This window comes from Shewanella inventionis (assembly GCF_019931735.1).
Lineage (GTDB): Bacteria > Pseudomonadota > Gammaproteobacteria > Enterobacterales > Shewanellaceae > Shewanella > Shewanella inventionis.
The window spans coordinates 2,993,173-3,010,124 of the sequence record NZ_CP082926.1; the positions used below are offsets into that span (position 1 = coordinate 2,993,173).

Genomic DNA, 16,952 nt, shown 5'->3' on the forward strand with positions numbered 1-16,952 from the left:
ATGAAGCCTAGAAAAGATCGTTCAAGTCGCTTAAACGATCGGCATTATATAGAAATATAAGGCCTTTTTACCTCAAACTGACTAAAAAATTCAAACCGTGATAGCAAGCAATTGAGCCTGCAGCAATTCAACTTAATTTAAGGTTATTGATTTATAATCAATAATTCATCTTGTTGTTAGACTGTCTATACGAATTAAAACGCAACAGATATAAATTTACTAACAATTCGTTGATTGACAATTTTTGCCAGTTTTAGATGATATAACCGCAAACAACAAATAAATCATAAAAATGAGAATATAAAAAGGAAATAAGCTCACAATGAATAAATCCTTAATTTCTATCGCATTAACAGCTGTAATGCTAACGGCTTGTAGTGATAATGACACACAAAAAACCACCGAAGCCACACCTGCAGTACAACCAGCCCCAGTGGCTAAGGCTGAACTTGGTACTTTTGGCATTGACTTATCTGCGCGTAATGAAGCCGTTAAACCCGGTGATGATTTCTTTATGTATACCAGCGGTACCTGGTATGACAATTTTGAAATGCCAGCAGATAAAACCCGTTACGGTGCATTTGCTGTATTAGCTGAGCGCAGTGAAGATCAAGTAAAAGCCATTATTGATGATATCGCCAGTCGTGAAAATCTAACCGCAGATGAACAACTTATTGCTGATTTTTATCACGCATACATGGACACAGACACCATTAATAAACGTGGTATTAGCCCAATCCAGCCCGTATTAGATGACATCAACGCGGTTAACAGCACAGACGATTTAACCAAAATTTTTGGTCAAGGCTGGTTAACAGGTGCAGCGTCACCAATTGGTGGCGGCATGTGGTTTAACAGACTGGATCCAGACCAATACGAGCTGACCATTGGTGCGGGTGGCCTAGGTTTACCTGACCGTTCATATTACCTAGAAGACGATGAGCGTTTTATTACCATTAGAGCGGCCTATCTTGAACACATTGCTACTATGTTGGCCTATGCTGGCATAAAAGACGGCAAACAACGCGCCGAAGCGATTTTAGCCTTAGAAACCCAAATTGCAGAAGGCCAATGGCCTAGAGAAAAACGCCGCGACCGTGATTTAACCCTGAATCAATTAAATCGTAGTGAGCTAGCTACCACATATCCTGGCTTTAATTGGGATCTGTTCTTTGAACAAATGGGCTATCAAGTTCCACAACTTAACATTGCTCAACCAGACCCAGTCAATGCAATGATTAAATTGGTCAATAATAGCCCTATCAATGTATGGAAAGACTATTTAATCTTCCACACTATCACCAACAATGCTGAACTATTATCTGACGATATTTTTAACAGTAACTTTGCCTTTTTTGGAAAAACCCTAAATGGCCAAGAAGAACCTCGCCCACGTTGGAAACGCGCAGTTGAGCAGATGTCAGGCACGCAATCTTTAGGCTTTGCCATTGGTAAAGTGTACGTTGCCCGTTACTTCCCTGAATCGTCTAAGCAACAAATGGCAGAGCTGGTCGAAAACCTACGCACCGCGCTTGGTCAACGTATTGATGGTTTAGATTGGATGGGCAAAGAAACTAAGGTTAACGCACACGCAAAATTAGCTGCGTTTACCCCTAAGATTGGTTATCCCGATGTCTGGCAAGAATACGATGGTCTAACCCTAACCAAAGACAATTTAGTCAGTAATATTCGTTCATTACGTGAGTTTTTCCAGGCTGATAGTGTGGCTAACGAGCTGAAAAAAACCGACCGTAACCGTTGGGGTATGACACCGCAATTTGTGAATGCATATTACAACAGTTCATTTAATGAAATCGTGTTTCCTGCTGCTATTTTACAACCACCGTTTTTTGACCCCAATGCCGATCCAGCAGTGAACTACGGCAGCATTGGTGCGGTTATTGGCCATGAAATGGGCCACGGATTTGATGATCAGGGCTCAAAATCAGATGCCCACGGTATTCAGCGTAACTGGTGGACAGATGAAGACCGTGCAGCATTTGAAGCAAAAGCAGACATGCTGGCGCAACAATACAGCTTGTATGAGCCAATCTCTGGCAACTTTGTAAATGGGCGTAATAGTTTAGGCGAAAACATTGGTGACGTAGGCGGACTATCAATGGCCTACCATGCATATAAATTGAGCCTTAATGGTAAAGAAGCCCCCATCATCGATGGCACCACGGGTGACCAACGTTTCTTTATGGCTTGGGCACAAGTCTGGAAAGAAAAACGCACTGAGCAAAGCATGTTAAGCCAACTGCGTGCTGGGACTCATGCTCCTGGTCGTTACCGTGCACTTGCGCCACGTAACCACGATGCATGGTACAAAGCGTTTGATGTTAAACCGGGTGACAAGCTGTATTTACCTGAAGATCAACGCGTACGTATTTGGTAATTAAATATCGACTTAGATATTTGCGTTATCAATCAAAAAAGCCAATCAGATAATGATTGGCTTTTTTACATTCGTAGTTATATTAGCACTGTGATGCTGTCAGCCATTAAATGCCAACCTCATCAATATCATTGGTATAATCTCGCGGATATCCACAATAGCGAAATGTTATCTTATCGATAATGAGAAGATTTCGCTTTGAGTTGGAGGATATTATGTTTGAATAGCCCGAGTAGATATTGAGTAGTACGGAAGTCCATTATGAAAACACTGACAATTTTAGACGGCGGTATGGGGCGTGAACTCAAACGTATCGGCGCGCCTTTTTCTCAACCACTGTGGAGTGCGCAAGCACTGATTGAATCCCCACAATTTGTAGCGCAAGCACATCAAAACTTTATCGAAGCTGGAGCGCAGATTATTACCGTCAATAGCTATGCCTGTGTACCGTTTCATTTAGGTGAAGGACTGTATGCCGAGCAAGGAGCAAAACTTGCTGAAAAAGCGGCAAATATTGCGCGTGAGGTTGTGACTCAATCTCAACAAAAAGTGCTTGTTGCTGGCTCAATCCCTCCCGCTTTAGGATCCTACCGTCCCGAGTTATTTGAGGCAAAGCGGGCCTATGAGATCTGTTCTACCTTATTTAACGCTCAAGATAAGCACGTCGATATCTGGCTTGCTGAGACAATTGCCAGTATTGCTGAAGCACAGGTGATAGCTAAAGTGCTAGCCAATACCGATAAACCCTGTTATTTCGCTTATACTCTGATTGATGAAGTTGACCAGCCGATTCGACTACGTTCAGGAGAATTGCTAACCGATGCTGTTGCGGCATTGTTAGTAACAAATGCAACGGGGATCTTGTTTAACTGTTCTATCCCAGAGGTTATCGAGCAAGCCATTAAGGATGTGTTACAGGTATTAGCGCAACACAATAACTCGCTCGCGATTGGTGTCTATGCAAATAGTTTTACCCCAATCAAATCAGGCCATCAAGCCAATGGCACTTTGCAAACGTTGCGTCATGTTTCTGAGGACGAATATCTTGAGTTTGCCAAGCGCTGGCATCAATTAGGAGCGACCATTATCGGTGGCTGTTGTGGTATTTACCCAAGCCACATTAACGCGCTGGCCACATGGCGAGATAGCCTGAATAAATGCTAACCACAACCTTGATTAGGAATGAATCGCCGCTAGCAGGGTTGCATGTGGCTGGACGCTAATACCTCCAGCTACCCTATATTTAATCTACTTTAGTTGCTTCAATAACGATTGAACGACAATCTCCAGTGACATAGGGGCCAAGAGCAAGCTTTAATGATGAAAAATGATATGCTAAATCACAATGTTGGTATATTGATGCTATTGGGGAACCTTTGGTATTAAACCTTGCAACAATAAGGTTGTCACTTTGTTGAAGGATTAACGCTGAATTTGATGATATCGCATTTTTAACGTCTTCTTGTAGCGTCCCTACTTGTGGCTCTGGCGCATTAACGAAAGTGGCAATTAATGCATCCTTTACCTTCAAAGGATTATTTTGTTCAACTTTCGCCACTTCTTTGAGTTCTGACTTGTCAGTAGATGAACATCCACTGATTAACAATATTAATATCGCCCCTAAGCCAATTCCAATTTTTGCACTAAATACTCCTTAAAACAAAACGTTCAAAAACAGTGGTTAACCAAATCAATAATCTAAACTTCTATGATTAGTCACCATTTTGCGGTTCATCTCAGTAACGTTTGCATCATTGATGAATGTAAATCAACTTAATGCCATATATGACAGTCAAATAATACAGTAATTGACATTTGTGACAAACACTATGCATTACCTATTGCTAATACATTACATCAACAATGACACCAATAAAAAAACGTAAAAACATTATCCATATAAAACAGTTGGTTAGATATTTAATTAACTCATTTGTTGAAAAAACCCAAAGTTGGCCCAGCCATTGCTATTACAAAGTATGTTTGTAATCTAGTTTTCAGATTTAAAACATCCTTAATTTAATACCATTTGGAGTAATAACATGACTGAATCAATCGTTTCGTTTCCACAACTTAACCGCCCTGCACCTGCGTTCAATACTAAAACAACGCACGGTATGCGTTCATTGAATGATTATAAAGGTAAGTGGTTAGTTTTATTCTCTCACCCTGCTGACTTTACCCCAGTATGTACTACTGAGTTTATGGGGTTTGCACAACGAGCTGAAGAATTTGCGCAATTGAATACCGAACTATTAGGCCTATCAATTGACAGTATCCATTCTCACATTGCCTGGGTACGCAACATTGAAGAAAACTTTGGTGTTGAAATTACTTTCCCAATCATTTCTGACTTATCAATGGAAGTGGCCAAAGCATACGGCATGATCCAACCAGGTGCTAGTGATACCGCTGCAGTAAGAGCCACATTCATTATCGATCCAGAAGGTGTACTGCGTGCGATGGTGTACTACCCAATGAGTAACGGCCGTTCAGTCGATGAATTTGTACGCCTAGTTAAAGCACTGCAAACAAGCGATGCCAATGCCGTAGCAACCCCAGAAAACTGGCAGCCTGGTGACGACGTGATTGTTCCACCACCAGCAACAACAGCCGATGCAAAAGCACGTTTAGGCCAAGGGTTCGACTACGTTGATTGGTACTTCAGCAAAAAGTCTCTTTAATCCATTATTGCACAGGGGCTCCCCCGACCCCTGTGCATCATTTGTAAAGGAGGTTTGTAATGAACTCAACATTTAGCGTTCATGAATTTTTAGATGATGACAGCGAAACATTTACTTACGTGGTTGCAGATAATGCCACCCGTTTTGCGGTCATTATTGATCCGGTTTTAGACTTTGATTATAAGTCTGGGCGCACAGACACACGCAGTGCTCAACGAGTCATGCATTGGGTTAAACGCCAAGAGTTAAGTGTTAAATGGATACTTGAGACTCACGCACATGCCGATCATTTGTCTGCTGCCAGTTATATTCGTGAACAAATTGGTGGGCAAATTGGCATTGGAGAACATATCACTCAAGTACAACAAACATTTAAAAAAGTCTTTAATTTAGAACGTGATTTTTTACCCAATGGCAGCCAGTTTGACCGATTATTCAAACATAACGAATTATTGCAAGTCGGCAATATGGCCATTCGTATCATGCATACCCCTGGGCACACTCCAGCCGATCTCGCTTATGTCATTAATGAGCAAGCTGCTTTTGTAGGTGACACTATATTTATGCCAGATGTCGGCACGGCACGTTGCGACTTCCCTGGTGGTGATGCCAACACCTTATATGACTCGATTCAATCATTGTTTAGTTTACCAGACTCAACCGATATTTATGTTTGTCATGACTACCCTACAGAGGGTCGTAACCATCAATTTAAAACTCAGGTCGGCGAACAGAAAGCACACAACATCCATGTCAAAAATGGCATAAATAAAGCAGATTTTGTCGAACTTCGTCAAAAGCGCGATGCCACCTTACCCATGCCAAGACTGATATTGCCATCAATTCAGGTCAACATTCGTGCAGGTAATATGCCCGCACCTGAAGACAATGGCACCGTGTACTTAAAAGTACCAATCAACTTACTTTAAAACTAAGGTTGTCAATATGATACAAGCTGTTTTAGGTGCGTTAGTGATTGGCTTAGTATTGAGCATGCTAGGCTCTGGTGGCTCAATACTCACAGTGCCAGTACTGTTATACCTTGTGGGTATGCAGCCCGAAGTCGCTATTGCATCGTCTCTTTGTATCGTTGCCGCCATCAGTTTATTTAGCAGTATCAGTTTCATTAAACAAAAGCGGGTTTCTTGGACGCATGTATTGATGTTTGGCCTTCCTGGAATGGCGGGTACATATCTCGGCGCTTGGATGAGCACCTTTGCAACAAGCCAAATTCAACTCAGTGTATTTGTTGCGTTAATGCTGATTGGCGCTGTGATGATGTGGCGCAAACAAACTAACAGCCTCACTCAAGGGAAATTGGTTCTCACAAATGTATTACTGCAAGGTTTATTAGTAGGCGTAGTAACCGGATTTGTAGGTGTTGGTGGTGGCTTTTTAATTATCCCTGCTCTGGTGTTATTAGGCGGTATTGAAATGACATTAGCTGTGGGCACCAGTTTATTAATTATCACCATGAACTCTTCTATCGGGTTTATTAAGTATTACAACTTATTTTCAGCTCAGGGCGTGCAATTTGATTGGCCGGTTATCGCCGTCATGATTGCCGGTGGCTTTATTGGCAGCCTGGCTGGAGGAAAATTCACTCGATATCTCCCAAAAGCGATTTTACAAAAAGTATTCGCCGTATTTTTAGTGGTAATGGCGACGTTTATTACCACTCAATCCATTATTTAGTTTCACGAGGTACACATGAAAACTGCACAACAATATATTAGTGAAGTTAAAAGCAACATTATTGAAGTCTCAACACAACAATTGCTGTCAGCAATGTTAAACCCAGAAGTGATTATTATTGATGTGCGTGAACATGAAGAGTTTTTGACTGGACATGTAGATGGCGCAATTAATTTGCCGCGCGGGGTGTTAGAAATGAAAATTCATGAGCATCCATCAGTGAGTCATCATTGTGAATGGGTGTTAGCCTTGAATGAATTAGCAGATAAAGAGATATATCTTATTTGTCGTACCGGTGGACGTTCGGCATTGGCTGCTGCCTCATTACAAAATATGGGCTTTACCAAACCGTTATCGGTTGCTGGTGGCATGATGCAGTGGCAACAAGATGGTTTTCCTGTAGTACCGCATAAAATATGATTTACTGCTTGAAATCTTAACAAACCTTAACTCAAAGCGATAAACAAAACCTATAAAGTTAAGACAGCATGAAGATGGAAAAATCTATATCAGTGAGTCAGTATTAGTGCATATAAAATGAGCCATTTATGGCTCATTTTTATTGTTGAATTGATTATTCATCGTTAATAACTGAACATTTAGCAGTGCCTTTACCATTGATTGAGTGGAATTTTTAGAAAATAATTATCTTCGCCTTCAGGCGGCGGTAGGTGACCCGCTCTAATATTGAGCTGTATAGCAGGCAATAATAATTGCGGCATGACGGCATCGTTATGTTGCTGTTGATGTAACTTAACAAACTCTTGTAAATCAACCTCGCCACCCACCACTTTATTGGTGCGTTTTTGCGCAATAATTGAGGTTTCATATATTGTTTTTTGAGTATGAACTAAATTCGGATTATGACCCACAAACACACGTGTACTATTAGGCAAAGCCAATATTTTTTGTATAGATTGATATAAGGTTGTCACACTGCAATTAGGAAAGTCCTGATGAACAGTCCCCACCTCAGGAGGTGCAAGCACGTCTCCTACAAATACTGCATCTTCAATTAAATAACTCACACACGCTGGAGTATGTCCAGGAGTGTGCATCACATGGACATCTAGGTGACCGAGTTTGATCAATTCTTCATCGATAAATAAGTGATCAAACTGATCACCATTACAATGAAAGTTATCATCTAAGTTAAGAATACGCTTAAACATATGTTGAACTTTTACGATATGCTCACCGATCCCCGTATTTCCGCCTCGTTGTTGCTTAATATAACAAGCAGCGGAGATATGATCGCAATGGGCATGAGTTTCTAAAATCCATTCAAGCTCATAATCATGTTTATCAAGGTGGTCTATGATACTGTCGGCAAACTCAGTGCTAATTTTACCTGAACTGATATCAAAATCTAAAACAGGATCAATTATGGCGCTTTGTCTCGAGGCGGGGTCTGTTACTACATAACAGATTGACTGGCTGCTTTGATGATAAAATGGATCAATTCGGATTTTACTCATGTTTATACACTCGCAATAAAATACACAATGATTTTGCAAGTCCTCATTAGGCCTATTTATGGAACCTATTGAGGTGATGCTAACGTCAGTAAAATAGTAAATGATAATGCATCAATAAACTGCGGCTAACTTCGCAACAAAGAGTCTGCATAACCGCAAAATATTGATAAATGCTCTATGGGCCAAACATTTTAATCCCAGCCCGATAATAAATCGTAAACCTTGTTAAGGTTTTGCGGTGATACTGTGCTCTTGAGTGCCAATGACTTTTTGCAATGAAAATGCACCGCGTATATCGCCCAATTCAAAGTTTATCGCTTTATCATCTGGATAAGCTTGCTTAATCAATGTACTTAGCTCGGGAGTAATATTGCTACCATGGCAACCTAAACAAAGTTCTTGTGTGGGGATGGCTTTCATATACCTAAAGGTTGTGGTATCCCCCTTAGCAACATATTCACTAGACACAATGGGAGTTTGTGTTTGCGGCACACTAGCAGCTTTTATTTGCTCAAACTGATTTAATTGCGCTAACTCCCATGCATCAGGGCTGTTATTACTGTTTCTCACGCGTAAACTGGTACGTTTTAAGACCCAACCATCAGTTGAATTCTGTGCTGCAATAGAAGGAGCAACAGATTGACAAACTGACACGCCTGCAGGGAGTCCACCTTGTTTAATTGCCGCTTGTAATTGCCCTTTTAATGCCTGGCTAAACTCTGCAATTTTTTGGTTTGCTTGTTGCTCAAGTTGTTGTTGCTCAGTAAATGACTCAGCATTTACGGTTGAACTCAAACTTGCCAATAATGTCACTGTACTTAGCGTCATTAACTTAACCTGTGAACAGTTTATGTTTTTCATTTGTCATCTTCCTCTTCTAGACGTGTTATTCCCATTAGTTTTAGTGCGTACTTTTCATAAAGTGGTTCGCTACTTCCACTCTTCATTTTCGATAAGAAGTATTTTTCAAAGCCAATCTTGGCTAAGTGTGCCCATTTGCCTGTTGCAAACCAGGACACATTACGTGGAGCAATTTGTGGCATGGCAATAAACACTGCACCCGTATCTCCCATGTCGGCAATACAAATAGCATTCCAGGTGCCTTTACTTGTAGGTTCGCTCTTTTTCACAATAATGTTGTGTAAGTTATGTGCTATTGCAGTCATCATCGATTCAATCATATAACCGGTTTTCGGCATTCCTGTTGGCACGGGGGTCGTTGAAGCCGGAGGAATGGCAACACAAACGCCACCAGCAAAAATATTGCCATATCGGATAGAACGCTGATGCTCATCGGTAATCACAAAGCCTTTTTTATTACACAGGCCATCAACATTTGCCACAGCATCTATACCCACAAACGGCGGGATAAACATCGCATGCTTAAAGGGGAGCGCGTGATTAAAATCAATATTACCTTTGCGATCTAGCTCATCAATATGCATTGTGTCTTTCTCGATGTAATCAACGCTGGCATTGCATATCCATTTTATATCTCGTTGGCGTAATGCTGATTCCAGCATCGATTTAGAATCACCCACACCATCAAGCCCCAAATGCCCGATATAAGGTTCGCTGGTAATAAATTGGATGGGTACGTGCTTTCTTATGCCGGCATCACGTAATACCTTATCGAGGATAAACACATATTCATAAGCAGGGCCAAAACAACTCGCACCTTGAAATGTTCCCACTAAAACTGGACCAGGGTTAGCAATAAGTGCATCAACATTTTCTTTACAAGATAAAGCATGTTCAAGAGAACAAACTGACTGAGTAAAGTGCTCTGGACCTGCCCCAGGAATTGTATCAAATGCCAATTTGGGCCCAGAGGCAATCACCAAATAATCGTAATCGATAACGTCATGTTCAGCGGTGATCAATTGGTTGTTGTCAGCATCAATTTTAGTGACAAAAGCACAGATAAAATCAATGTGTTTTTTGGCTAAATGTTTAGCAATAGGAATGCTTATCGCATCAGGCTCACGCCAACCAACAGCCACCCAAGGGTTAGAAGGAATAAAGCGAAAATGCTCTCGTTCATTAACCATCAACACTTGATGCTCTTGACCCAGCAGGTGTTTAATTTCATAAGCTGCAGGCATGCCACCTGTACCAGCACCTAGTACTACAATTTTTGCCATTGCATTACGCTCCATTGACCTTCTCTATAAACGTGATTATTTGTAGAGATATGTAAACTATTGCTATACAAAGCTTGTGCCATGTCACAAATAAATATTAATAGCAACATTTACAATAAGTTAAAAAGTGTTGCTAGAAATAATCTAAATCTGCTAGGGAAAGCAATTGACAAAAATGACACTAAATGTCATTTTTGATGATAAATATGACACTTTATATGTAAAAAAGATCCTATCCTTATGAAAAACACCACCGTAGTACAGTCGATGATCAATGCAATTGATAAACCTGCCATCTTTATCACGCCTGATTATGTTATACATGCGGTAAATAAAGCCTACCTCGAAACCTATGACACTGAAGTCACATTAGGACAAAGCCGTTGTCATCAGATATCGCACCACAGTAATGAGCCTTGTGACAAACACGGAGAACAATGTCCCTTGCAGCAATGCCAAAACACTGCGCGAGCTGCAAATGCTGTGCATATTCACAATACAACTGATGGCAAATCGTATTGCGATATTTTGATGAAACCAATTAAAGGCGATAACGGCAAAATCATGGGTTTTCTTGAGATTTTAGATGCCATTGACTATGCATCCACCGAGTCTAAAAAAGACACAATGATCGGCCAGTCAGCGCCATTTAAACAGATGCTCAATAAAATTAATCGGGCATCTCAGTCTAATATCGCCGTGTTATTACAGGGTGAAACAGGCGCAGGTAAAGAGCTAGTGGCAAAAGCGGTTCATGCCGCAAGCAATAGAAAAGAAAAACCTTTTGTAGTGATTGAATGTACCGGTTTGAACGAAAGTTTATTTGAAAGCGAACTTTTTGGTTATGAAAAAGGCGCGTTTACCGGAGCAACAACCACTAAAAAAGGCTTAATTGAAATCGCACATGGCGGCACAGTGTTCTTTGATGAAATTGGTGATATTCCAATGAATATGCAGGTTAAACTGCTCAGGTTATTAGAAACACAATGTTATCGTGCCGTGGGGGGATTAAAGCAAAAACGTTCGGATTTTAGATTAGTCAGCGCCAGCCATAAAAACTTACTCGATTTAGTTGAAAAAGGTGAATTTCGCCGCGACCTTTATTATCGAATAGCGGGTTTTCCTATTTACCTGCCCTCACTGCGTGAACGTCAGGAAGATATTCCAGTCCTCGCCAATCACTTTATAAGATTATCAGAATACAAACATAAGAAGTTTTCCAACAATGCATTAACGCTATTAAGCCAGTATCCGTTTCCAGGCAATATTCGTGAACTCAAAAATATCATTGAACAATCTGCGTTAATAGCAAACGAAGATATTATCCACAGAAGTGATCTGCCCGAGAGCATTACCCATTCTAAAACAACAACAGTTAATCAGGCCCAGGCTGTCGACACTGCAGTGATCAGTTTAGATGATGTTGAAGCAGAATATTTGTCCAAAGTTTGCCAACAATATCAAGGTTCGCCTGCTGAATTAGCCATCATGCTTAATGTGAGCGTACGAACCTTATACCGAAAATTGCAACGTTATGGCTTAAAGCTGCCTGTAGCAAATTAGTTGTGTCGTAATAAAGAATGTTTTTTCTGGCAACACCGCTTCATGTGTATGCCCTCTGGTCGCTCAATATCACTTGCATGATGATCGTGGGAGTCGCAATGTCCACCATGACAACCACCTTCACCATGTTCATGATCGCAACAACCACCATTGGCTTGTTTAGCTAAATGCTTCATTGATGGTCTGCCTTGTATCGCATCACTAAATTGCTCACATTGTGGTAAATGATTATGTGCTAAATCTTCAATGGTTGTACGGCCATTTTTTACATGAAACACTTTCAGTTGATGATTGAGTATTTTAGACAGTAATTGCTGACCAATATTTCGCACAATAACCCGCTCTGCGCCATGGGCCACAATCAAATTCAATAGTTGTTTTTTACCATCACAGCCAGCAGCTAAAGCTGGGTTAGCAAAACGCGTTATCACTTCTGCCTGTTCATTAATAATAAGCATGCTATCTGCACGGCTAAAATGGCTGGCAATATGGTCATCTTTTATTGGTATGGCTGTAATCATTTTATTCTCTCTTGCAGTATTGGTACTGCTTTATTCAGTGAGTGTTATTCAGTTTGTCAGTGATCGCTGGCTCATTAGCATGATTGTTAACTTGCCCTCAATTACCTGTAAAGCAATTTACATACCCATTAATAGCCTATGCCAATTATATTTTATTAAGTGTGATCTTTGCCCGAGCCTACTGTCTCACTAAGTCATAATTTAACGAGTCGCTTAACTGACTATGCCAACTAATGCTTCACAACTTAGCAGCCAGTGCCATGTTACTAAGTTAATGTCATTACCAGATTGACTTAAATAGCAACAGCCAAATCATTACAGCTAAAATGAATTAAAAATTAATTACTTTAGTATTTCGTTAAGTTCAATTTAAATAAATTATTTATTAACAATGACTTACTAACAACCGCACAATTTTAAAACCGTTTGTCAAGAGTGTTTTTTATGATCCAGATCAAATAAACACTTGATAGTTACAACTCTAATCATTAGGATCGTTATTAATTGAACGTTCAATTAATAACGTTCTAGCGATAAAAAGGGAGTTATTTATGCCAAGACCTGCAATGAAAAACGTCAGACAACAACAGCTCATCGATGCCACGTTAATGTCTGTCGAACGTCATGGATTACAGCACACCACTATCAACACGATCAGTGGGTTAGCGGGTATGTCATCAGGGATCATCAGTCATTACTTTGGTGGGAAACAAGGGTTAATCGAAGCCACGTTAAAATTCTTACTAGAAGAGTTAAAGCAAGCCTTACTGGCGAAAACGTCAGGCAAAACATTAACCGCACCAGAGCGCTTGTCGATCATAGTCGAAGCCAACTTTACCGAGCTGCAACGTTCAAATGCGGCCACCAAAACATGGCTAAGCTTTTGGTCTCAAGCCATGCACGACCCTGGATTGGCAAGATTGCAAAACATTAATAACCACCGTCTTTACAGCAATCTGCTCTACTCATTTAAACAATTATTGCCTAAGGCTGAGGCTGTAAATGCCGCCAAGCAAACCGCGGCAATCATTGACGGTTTTTGGTTGCGTAGTGCCTTAAGCAGCAACCCTAGTCAAGAATTTAAGCAAGCCCAGACGCTATCAAAAGCCTTTATAGAGGCAGTACTAGTGCAACACGGAGAAATTTAATGTCAGCGTTAGTCACTTATCAAAATTATGTACACGGTCAATATATTTCAAATGGCAGCGGAGAAACCTTCGAAGTCATCAACCCTGCTACTGGCAGTGTGAGTTATTTAGTTGAAGTCGCCACCGATAAAGTAAAACAAGCCGCCATCGACAGTGCAAAAGCAGGCTTTGCTGTATGGTCAAAAATGAGCCCAATGGCACGCAGCCGAATTTTATTAAAAGCCGTAGCCTTATTGCGCGAGCACAATGACGAACTTGCCGCGGGAGAAGTACTCGACACAGGTAAACCTTGGCAAGAAGCCTCCGTGGTCGACATTGTCACTGGTGCTGATTCAATTGAGTTTTTTGCAGGCCTTGCCCCCAGCATTGAAGGAAACCAGCAACCTGTTGGCGAAGACTTTTACTATACCCGCCGCGAGCCATTAGGCATTTGCGCTGGTATTGGCGCATGGAACTACCCATTACAAATTGCATGTTGGAAAGCGGCCCCAGCTTTAGCTTGCGGCAATGTGATGATTTTTAAGCCTTCTGAAGAAACCCCACGCGGTGCAATGCGTTTAGCCGAAATATTCACTCAAGCTGGCGTACCTGATGGCGTATTTAACGTGGTTCAAGGCGATGGCCGTGTGGGCGCATGGTTAACCACCCATGATGATATCGCTAAAGTGTCATTTACGGGTGAAGTTGGCACAGGCACTAAAGTCATGGCCGCGGCGTCTAGCACCTTAAAAGAAGTCACCATGGAACTTGGCGGTAAATCGCCGTTAATTATCTTCAATGATGCCGATGTCGAAAACGCAGTGTCTGCTGCCATGCTAGCCAATTTTTACACTCAAGGTGAGGTGTGTACCAATGGCACACGTGTGTTTGTGCAAAAAGACATGTACCCCACATTTATTGAACGCTTAAAGCAACGCACAGAAAACAATATTGTTTGCGGCGACCCAATGGATGCTGAAACCAACTTTGGCGCGTTGATCTCACGAGGTCATCAACAAAAAGTGCTTGAGTATATCGCTATTGGTAAAAAAGAAGGCGCAACACTACTGACTGGCGGCACAGCGTTACAACCCGATAACGCCCCACATGGCTTTTTTGTTGCACCGACCATTTTCACCGATTGCACCGATGATATGACCATAGTTAAAGAAGAAATTTTTGGCCCTGTAATGTCGGTATTAACCTTTGATGACGAACAAGAAGTCATTGAACGAGCTAACAATACTCACCTAGGCCTTGCCGCTGGCGTATTTACTCAAGACATTAGCCGTGCTCACCGCGTAATACACCAATTACAAGCAGGTATTTGTTGGATAAATGCCTATGGCGCATCGCCTGCAGAAATGCCTGTGGGTGGTTATAAAATGTCGGGCATTGGCCGCGAAAATGGCAGCGAAACATTAAAGGCATACACTCAAATCAAAGCGGTATACGTTGGTATGCAGTCGCTTGAAAGCCCATTTTAGGAGTGACGCAACTTATGTCTCATCAATACGATTATATTATTGTCGGTGCAGGTAGCGCAGGCTGTGTACTGGCAAATCGCTTAACTGAAGATCCAAAAAACCAGGTGTTGTTATTAGAAACCGGTGGTAGCGATAAAAGCATATTTATCCAAATGCCAACCGCGCTTTCTATCCCGATGAATACCAAAAAGTACGCTTGGCAGTTTGAAACTGAAGCTGAGCCACATCTTGATGATCGCCGTATGCATTGCCCTCGCGGTAAAGTGTTGGGCGGCTCATCGTCAATTAACGGCATGGTATATGTACGTGGACATGCCCGTGATTTTGACGAGTGGCAACAACACGGCGCTAAAGACTGGAACTATGCCCATTGCTTGCCGTATTTCAAAAAAGCAGAAACATGGTCATTTGGTGGCAACTCGTATCGCGGCGACAACGGCCCATTAGCGGTTAACAACGGTAACGAGATGAAAAACCCGCTGTATCAGGCCTTTGTTGATGCCGGTGTAGATGCCGGATATTTAGCAACCGCCGACTATAACGCTAGCCAACAAGAAGGTTTTGGCCCTATGCACATGACGGTTAAAAACGGTGTGCGCTGGTCAACCGCTAATGCATATTTACGCCCAGCAATGAAGCGTGACAATTTAACTGTTGTAACGCATGCACTCGTTCATAACGTGATAATGCAAGGTAAAACGGCTGTGGGTGTACGTTTTGAGCGTAAAGGCCAAATGCTAGAGGAGATGTGCAATAAAGAGATTGTGCTGTCTGCAGGCTCTATTGGGTCGCCACACATTTTGCAATTATCTGGTATTGGCGATAAGCAAACACTCACAGATGCCGGTATTGAGCCCATTCATCATTTACCGGGCGTGGGACAAAACCTGCAGGACCACCTGGAGTTTTACTTTCAATTTAAGTGCTTAAAGCCGATTTCGCTCAACGGCAAATTAGATCCATTGAATAAATTATTCATTGGTACCCGCTGGATTGTAAATAAATCAGGTTTAGGTGCGACAAATCATTTTGAGTCTTGTGGCTTTATTCGCTCAAAACCTGGGCTTGAATGGCCGGATCTTCAATATCACTTCTTGCCTGCCGCAATGCGATATGACGGTAAAGAAGCCTTTGCAGGCCATGGTTTTCAGGTTCACATTGGCCATAACAAGCCAAAAAGTCGTGGCGCTGTCACCGTGGTTTCAAATGATGCCAAGGTTGCGCCTAAGATCCAGTTTAATTATTTATCACATCAAGATGACATTGAAGGCTTTAGAGCATGTGTGCGTTTAACCCGCGAGATTATTAATCAACCGGCGTTAGATGAATATCGTGGTGAAGAAATTCAGCCTGGGCTAGCCGTTCAAACTGACGAGCAAATCGATGCAATTGTGCGCAGATCAGTTGAGAGTGCTTATCACCCATCTTGCTCATGCAAAATGGGCGAAGATGATATGGCTGTAGTGGACTCAGAAACCAAAGTCCATGGTATTAAAGGATTACGTGTTGTGGATTCGTCAATATTCCCTACCATCCCAAATGGTAACTTAAATTCACCCACCATTATGGTTGCAGAGCGCGCCGCCGACATAATTTTAGGTAACAAGCTATTAGCACCGAATTTGGCCAACGTGACGCTCGCCAATGATTGGCAACAGCAACAACGCCAGCAAGCGCCAAAGAGAGCGTTGAGTTAATTAATATCATCCGTTTTATGGGTAACTGGCCAACCTACATATTTGTAAATGGTCAATTTAAGCCAAGTTCAATCTATCAGGATTTAACTATCGACAGCGATATTTAAGGCTTGAGGGCGTGATTGTCTTTAAAAATTGTTCTATGGCGAAATATAAAC

15 protein-coding genes are annotated in these 16,952 nt (G+C 41.6%); 10 read left to right on the forward strand and 5 right to left on the reverse strand.

Annotated features, from left to right (window positions below):
• The first annotated feature begins 322 nt into the window (after positions 1–322).
• Together K8B83_RS13260 and K8B83_RS13265 are read left to right on the forward strand one after the other, a co-directional pair.
• On the forward strand, positions 323–2,398 hold the full coding sequence (locus tag K8B83_RS13260) for a M13 family metallopeptidase (RefSeq protein WP_188737698.1): 2,076 nt from the start codon (positions 323–325) through the stop codon (positions 2,396–2,398).
• Between the two features lie 261 nt (positions 2,399–2,659).
• Positions 2,660–3,562 carry a homocysteine S-methyltransferase family protein gene (locus tag K8B83_RS13265; protein WP_188737696.1) on the forward strand — a complete coding sequence of 301 codons (903 nt, stop codon included), beginning with the start codon at positions 2,660–2,662 and terminating at the stop codon, positions 3,560–3,562.
• A gap of 79 nt (positions 3,563–3,641) precedes the next feature.
• Here the strand turns inward: K8B83_RS13265 and K8B83_RS13270 are convergent, their stop codons facing one another.
• Positions 3,642–4,004: a hypothetical protein gene (locus K8B83_RS13270; protein WP_188737694.1), complete on the reverse strand. Its 363-nt coding sequence runs from the start codon at positions 4,002–4,004 to the stop codon at positions 3,642–3,644.
• 436 nt (positions 4,005–4,440) lie between these two features.
• On the opposite strand from K8B83_RS13270, the gene K8B83_RS13275 reads away from it, so the two are divergent.
• Genes K8B83_RS13275 through K8B83_RS13290 form a run of 4 tightly spaced genes read left to right on the forward strand, consistent with a single transcriptional unit; the run spans position 4,441 to position 7,197 of the window.
• Positions 4,441–5,082: a peroxiredoxin gene (locus K8B83_RS13275; RefSeq protein WP_188737692.1), complete on the forward strand. Its 642-nt coding sequence runs from the start codon at positions 4,441–4,443 to the stop codon at positions 5,080–5,082.
• 59 nt (positions 5,083–5,141) lie between these two features.
• Positions 5,142–6,011, forward strand: a complete 870-nt coding sequence (locus K8B83_RS13280) for an MBL fold metallo-hydrolase (protein WP_188737690.1) — start codon at positions 5,142–5,144, stop codon at positions 6,009–6,011.
• 16 nt (positions 6,012–6,027) lie between these two features.
• Complete coding sequence (locus K8B83_RS13285) at positions 6,028–6,777, forward strand: sulfite exporter TauE/SafE family protein (protein ID WP_188737688.1); 750 nt, start codon at positions 6,028–6,030, stop codon at positions 6,775–6,777.
• Positions 6,778–6,792: 15 nt separating this feature from the next.
• The gene (locus tag K8B83_RS13290; protein ID WP_188737686.1) at positions 6,793–7,197 is read left to right on the forward strand and encodes a rhodanese-like domain-containing protein; all 405 of its coding nucleotides are present in this window, start codon (positions 6,793–6,795) and stop codon (positions 7,195–7,197) included.
• 191 nt (positions 7,198–7,388) lie between these two features.
• On the opposite strand, the gene K8B83_RS13295 is transcribed toward K8B83_RS13290, so the two are convergent.
• From K8B83_RS13295 to K8B83_RS13305, 3 genes are all read right to left on the reverse strand, one after another.
• Positions 7,389–8,255, reverse strand: a complete 867-nt coding sequence (locus K8B83_RS13295; protein ID WP_188737684.1) for an MBL fold metallo-hydrolase — start codon at positions 8,253–8,255, stop codon at positions 7,389–7,391.
• Between the two features lie 225 nt (positions 8,256–8,480).
• On the reverse strand, positions 8,481–9,116 hold the full coding sequence (locus K8B83_RS13300; RefSeq protein ID WP_188737682.1) for a Tll0287-like domain-containing protein: 636 nt from the start codon (positions 9,114–9,116) through the stop codon (positions 8,481–8,483).
• On the reverse strand, positions 9,113–10,399 hold the full coding sequence (locus K8B83_RS13305; protein ID WP_188737680.1) for an NAD(P)/FAD-dependent oxidoreductase: 1,287 nt from the start codon (positions 10,397–10,399) through the stop codon (positions 9,113–9,115). The genes K8B83_RS13300 and K8B83_RS13305 overlap by 4 nt, the downstream gene beginning before the upstream one ends.
• Before the next feature lie 240 nt (positions 10,400–10,639).
• Here K8B83_RS13305 and K8B83_RS13310 point away from each other — a divergent pair, with 240 nt between their 5' ends.
• The gene (locus tag K8B83_RS13310; protein WP_223417410.1) at positions 10,640–11,962 is read left to right on the forward strand and encodes a sigma-54 interaction domain-containing protein; all 1,323 of its coding nucleotides are present in this window, start codon (positions 10,640–10,642) and stop codon (positions 11,960–11,962) included.
• On the opposite strand, the gene K8B83_RS13315 is transcribed toward K8B83_RS13310, so the two are convergent.
• Entirely contained in the window at positions 11,959–12,483 is a 525-nt protein-coding gene (locus K8B83_RS13315; protein ID WP_188737678.1) for a NifB/NifX family molybdenum-iron cluster-binding protein, read from the reverse strand. The genes K8B83_RS13310 and K8B83_RS13315 overlap by 4 nt on opposite strands.
• Before the next feature lie 551 nt (positions 12,484–13,034).
• On the opposite strand from K8B83_RS13315, the gene betI reads away from it, so the two are divergent.
• The 3 genes from betI to betA are packed head-to-tail and all read left to right on the forward strand — an operon-like array spanning position 13,035 to position 16,794.
• Complete coding sequence (gene betI / locus K8B83_RS13320) at positions 13,035–13,631, forward strand: transcriptional regulator BetI (RefSeq protein WP_188737676.1); 597 nt, start codon at positions 13,035–13,037, stop codon at positions 13,629–13,631.
• Complete coding sequence (gene betB / locus K8B83_RS13325) at positions 13,631–15,097, forward strand: betaine-aldehyde dehydrogenase (protein ID WP_188737674.1); 1,467 nt, start codon at positions 13,631–13,633, stop codon at positions 15,095–15,097. The genes betI and betB overlap by 1 nt, the downstream gene beginning before the upstream one ends.
• Before the next feature lie 14 nt (positions 15,098–15,111).
• Positions 15,112–16,794 (forward strand): choline dehydrogenase, encoded by a 1,683-nt coding sequence (gene betA, locus K8B83_RS13330; RefSeq protein ID WP_188737672.1) that lies wholly within the window; start codon positions 15,112–15,114, stop codon positions 16,792–16,794.
• Positions 16,795–16,952 lie beyond the last annotated feature (158 nt).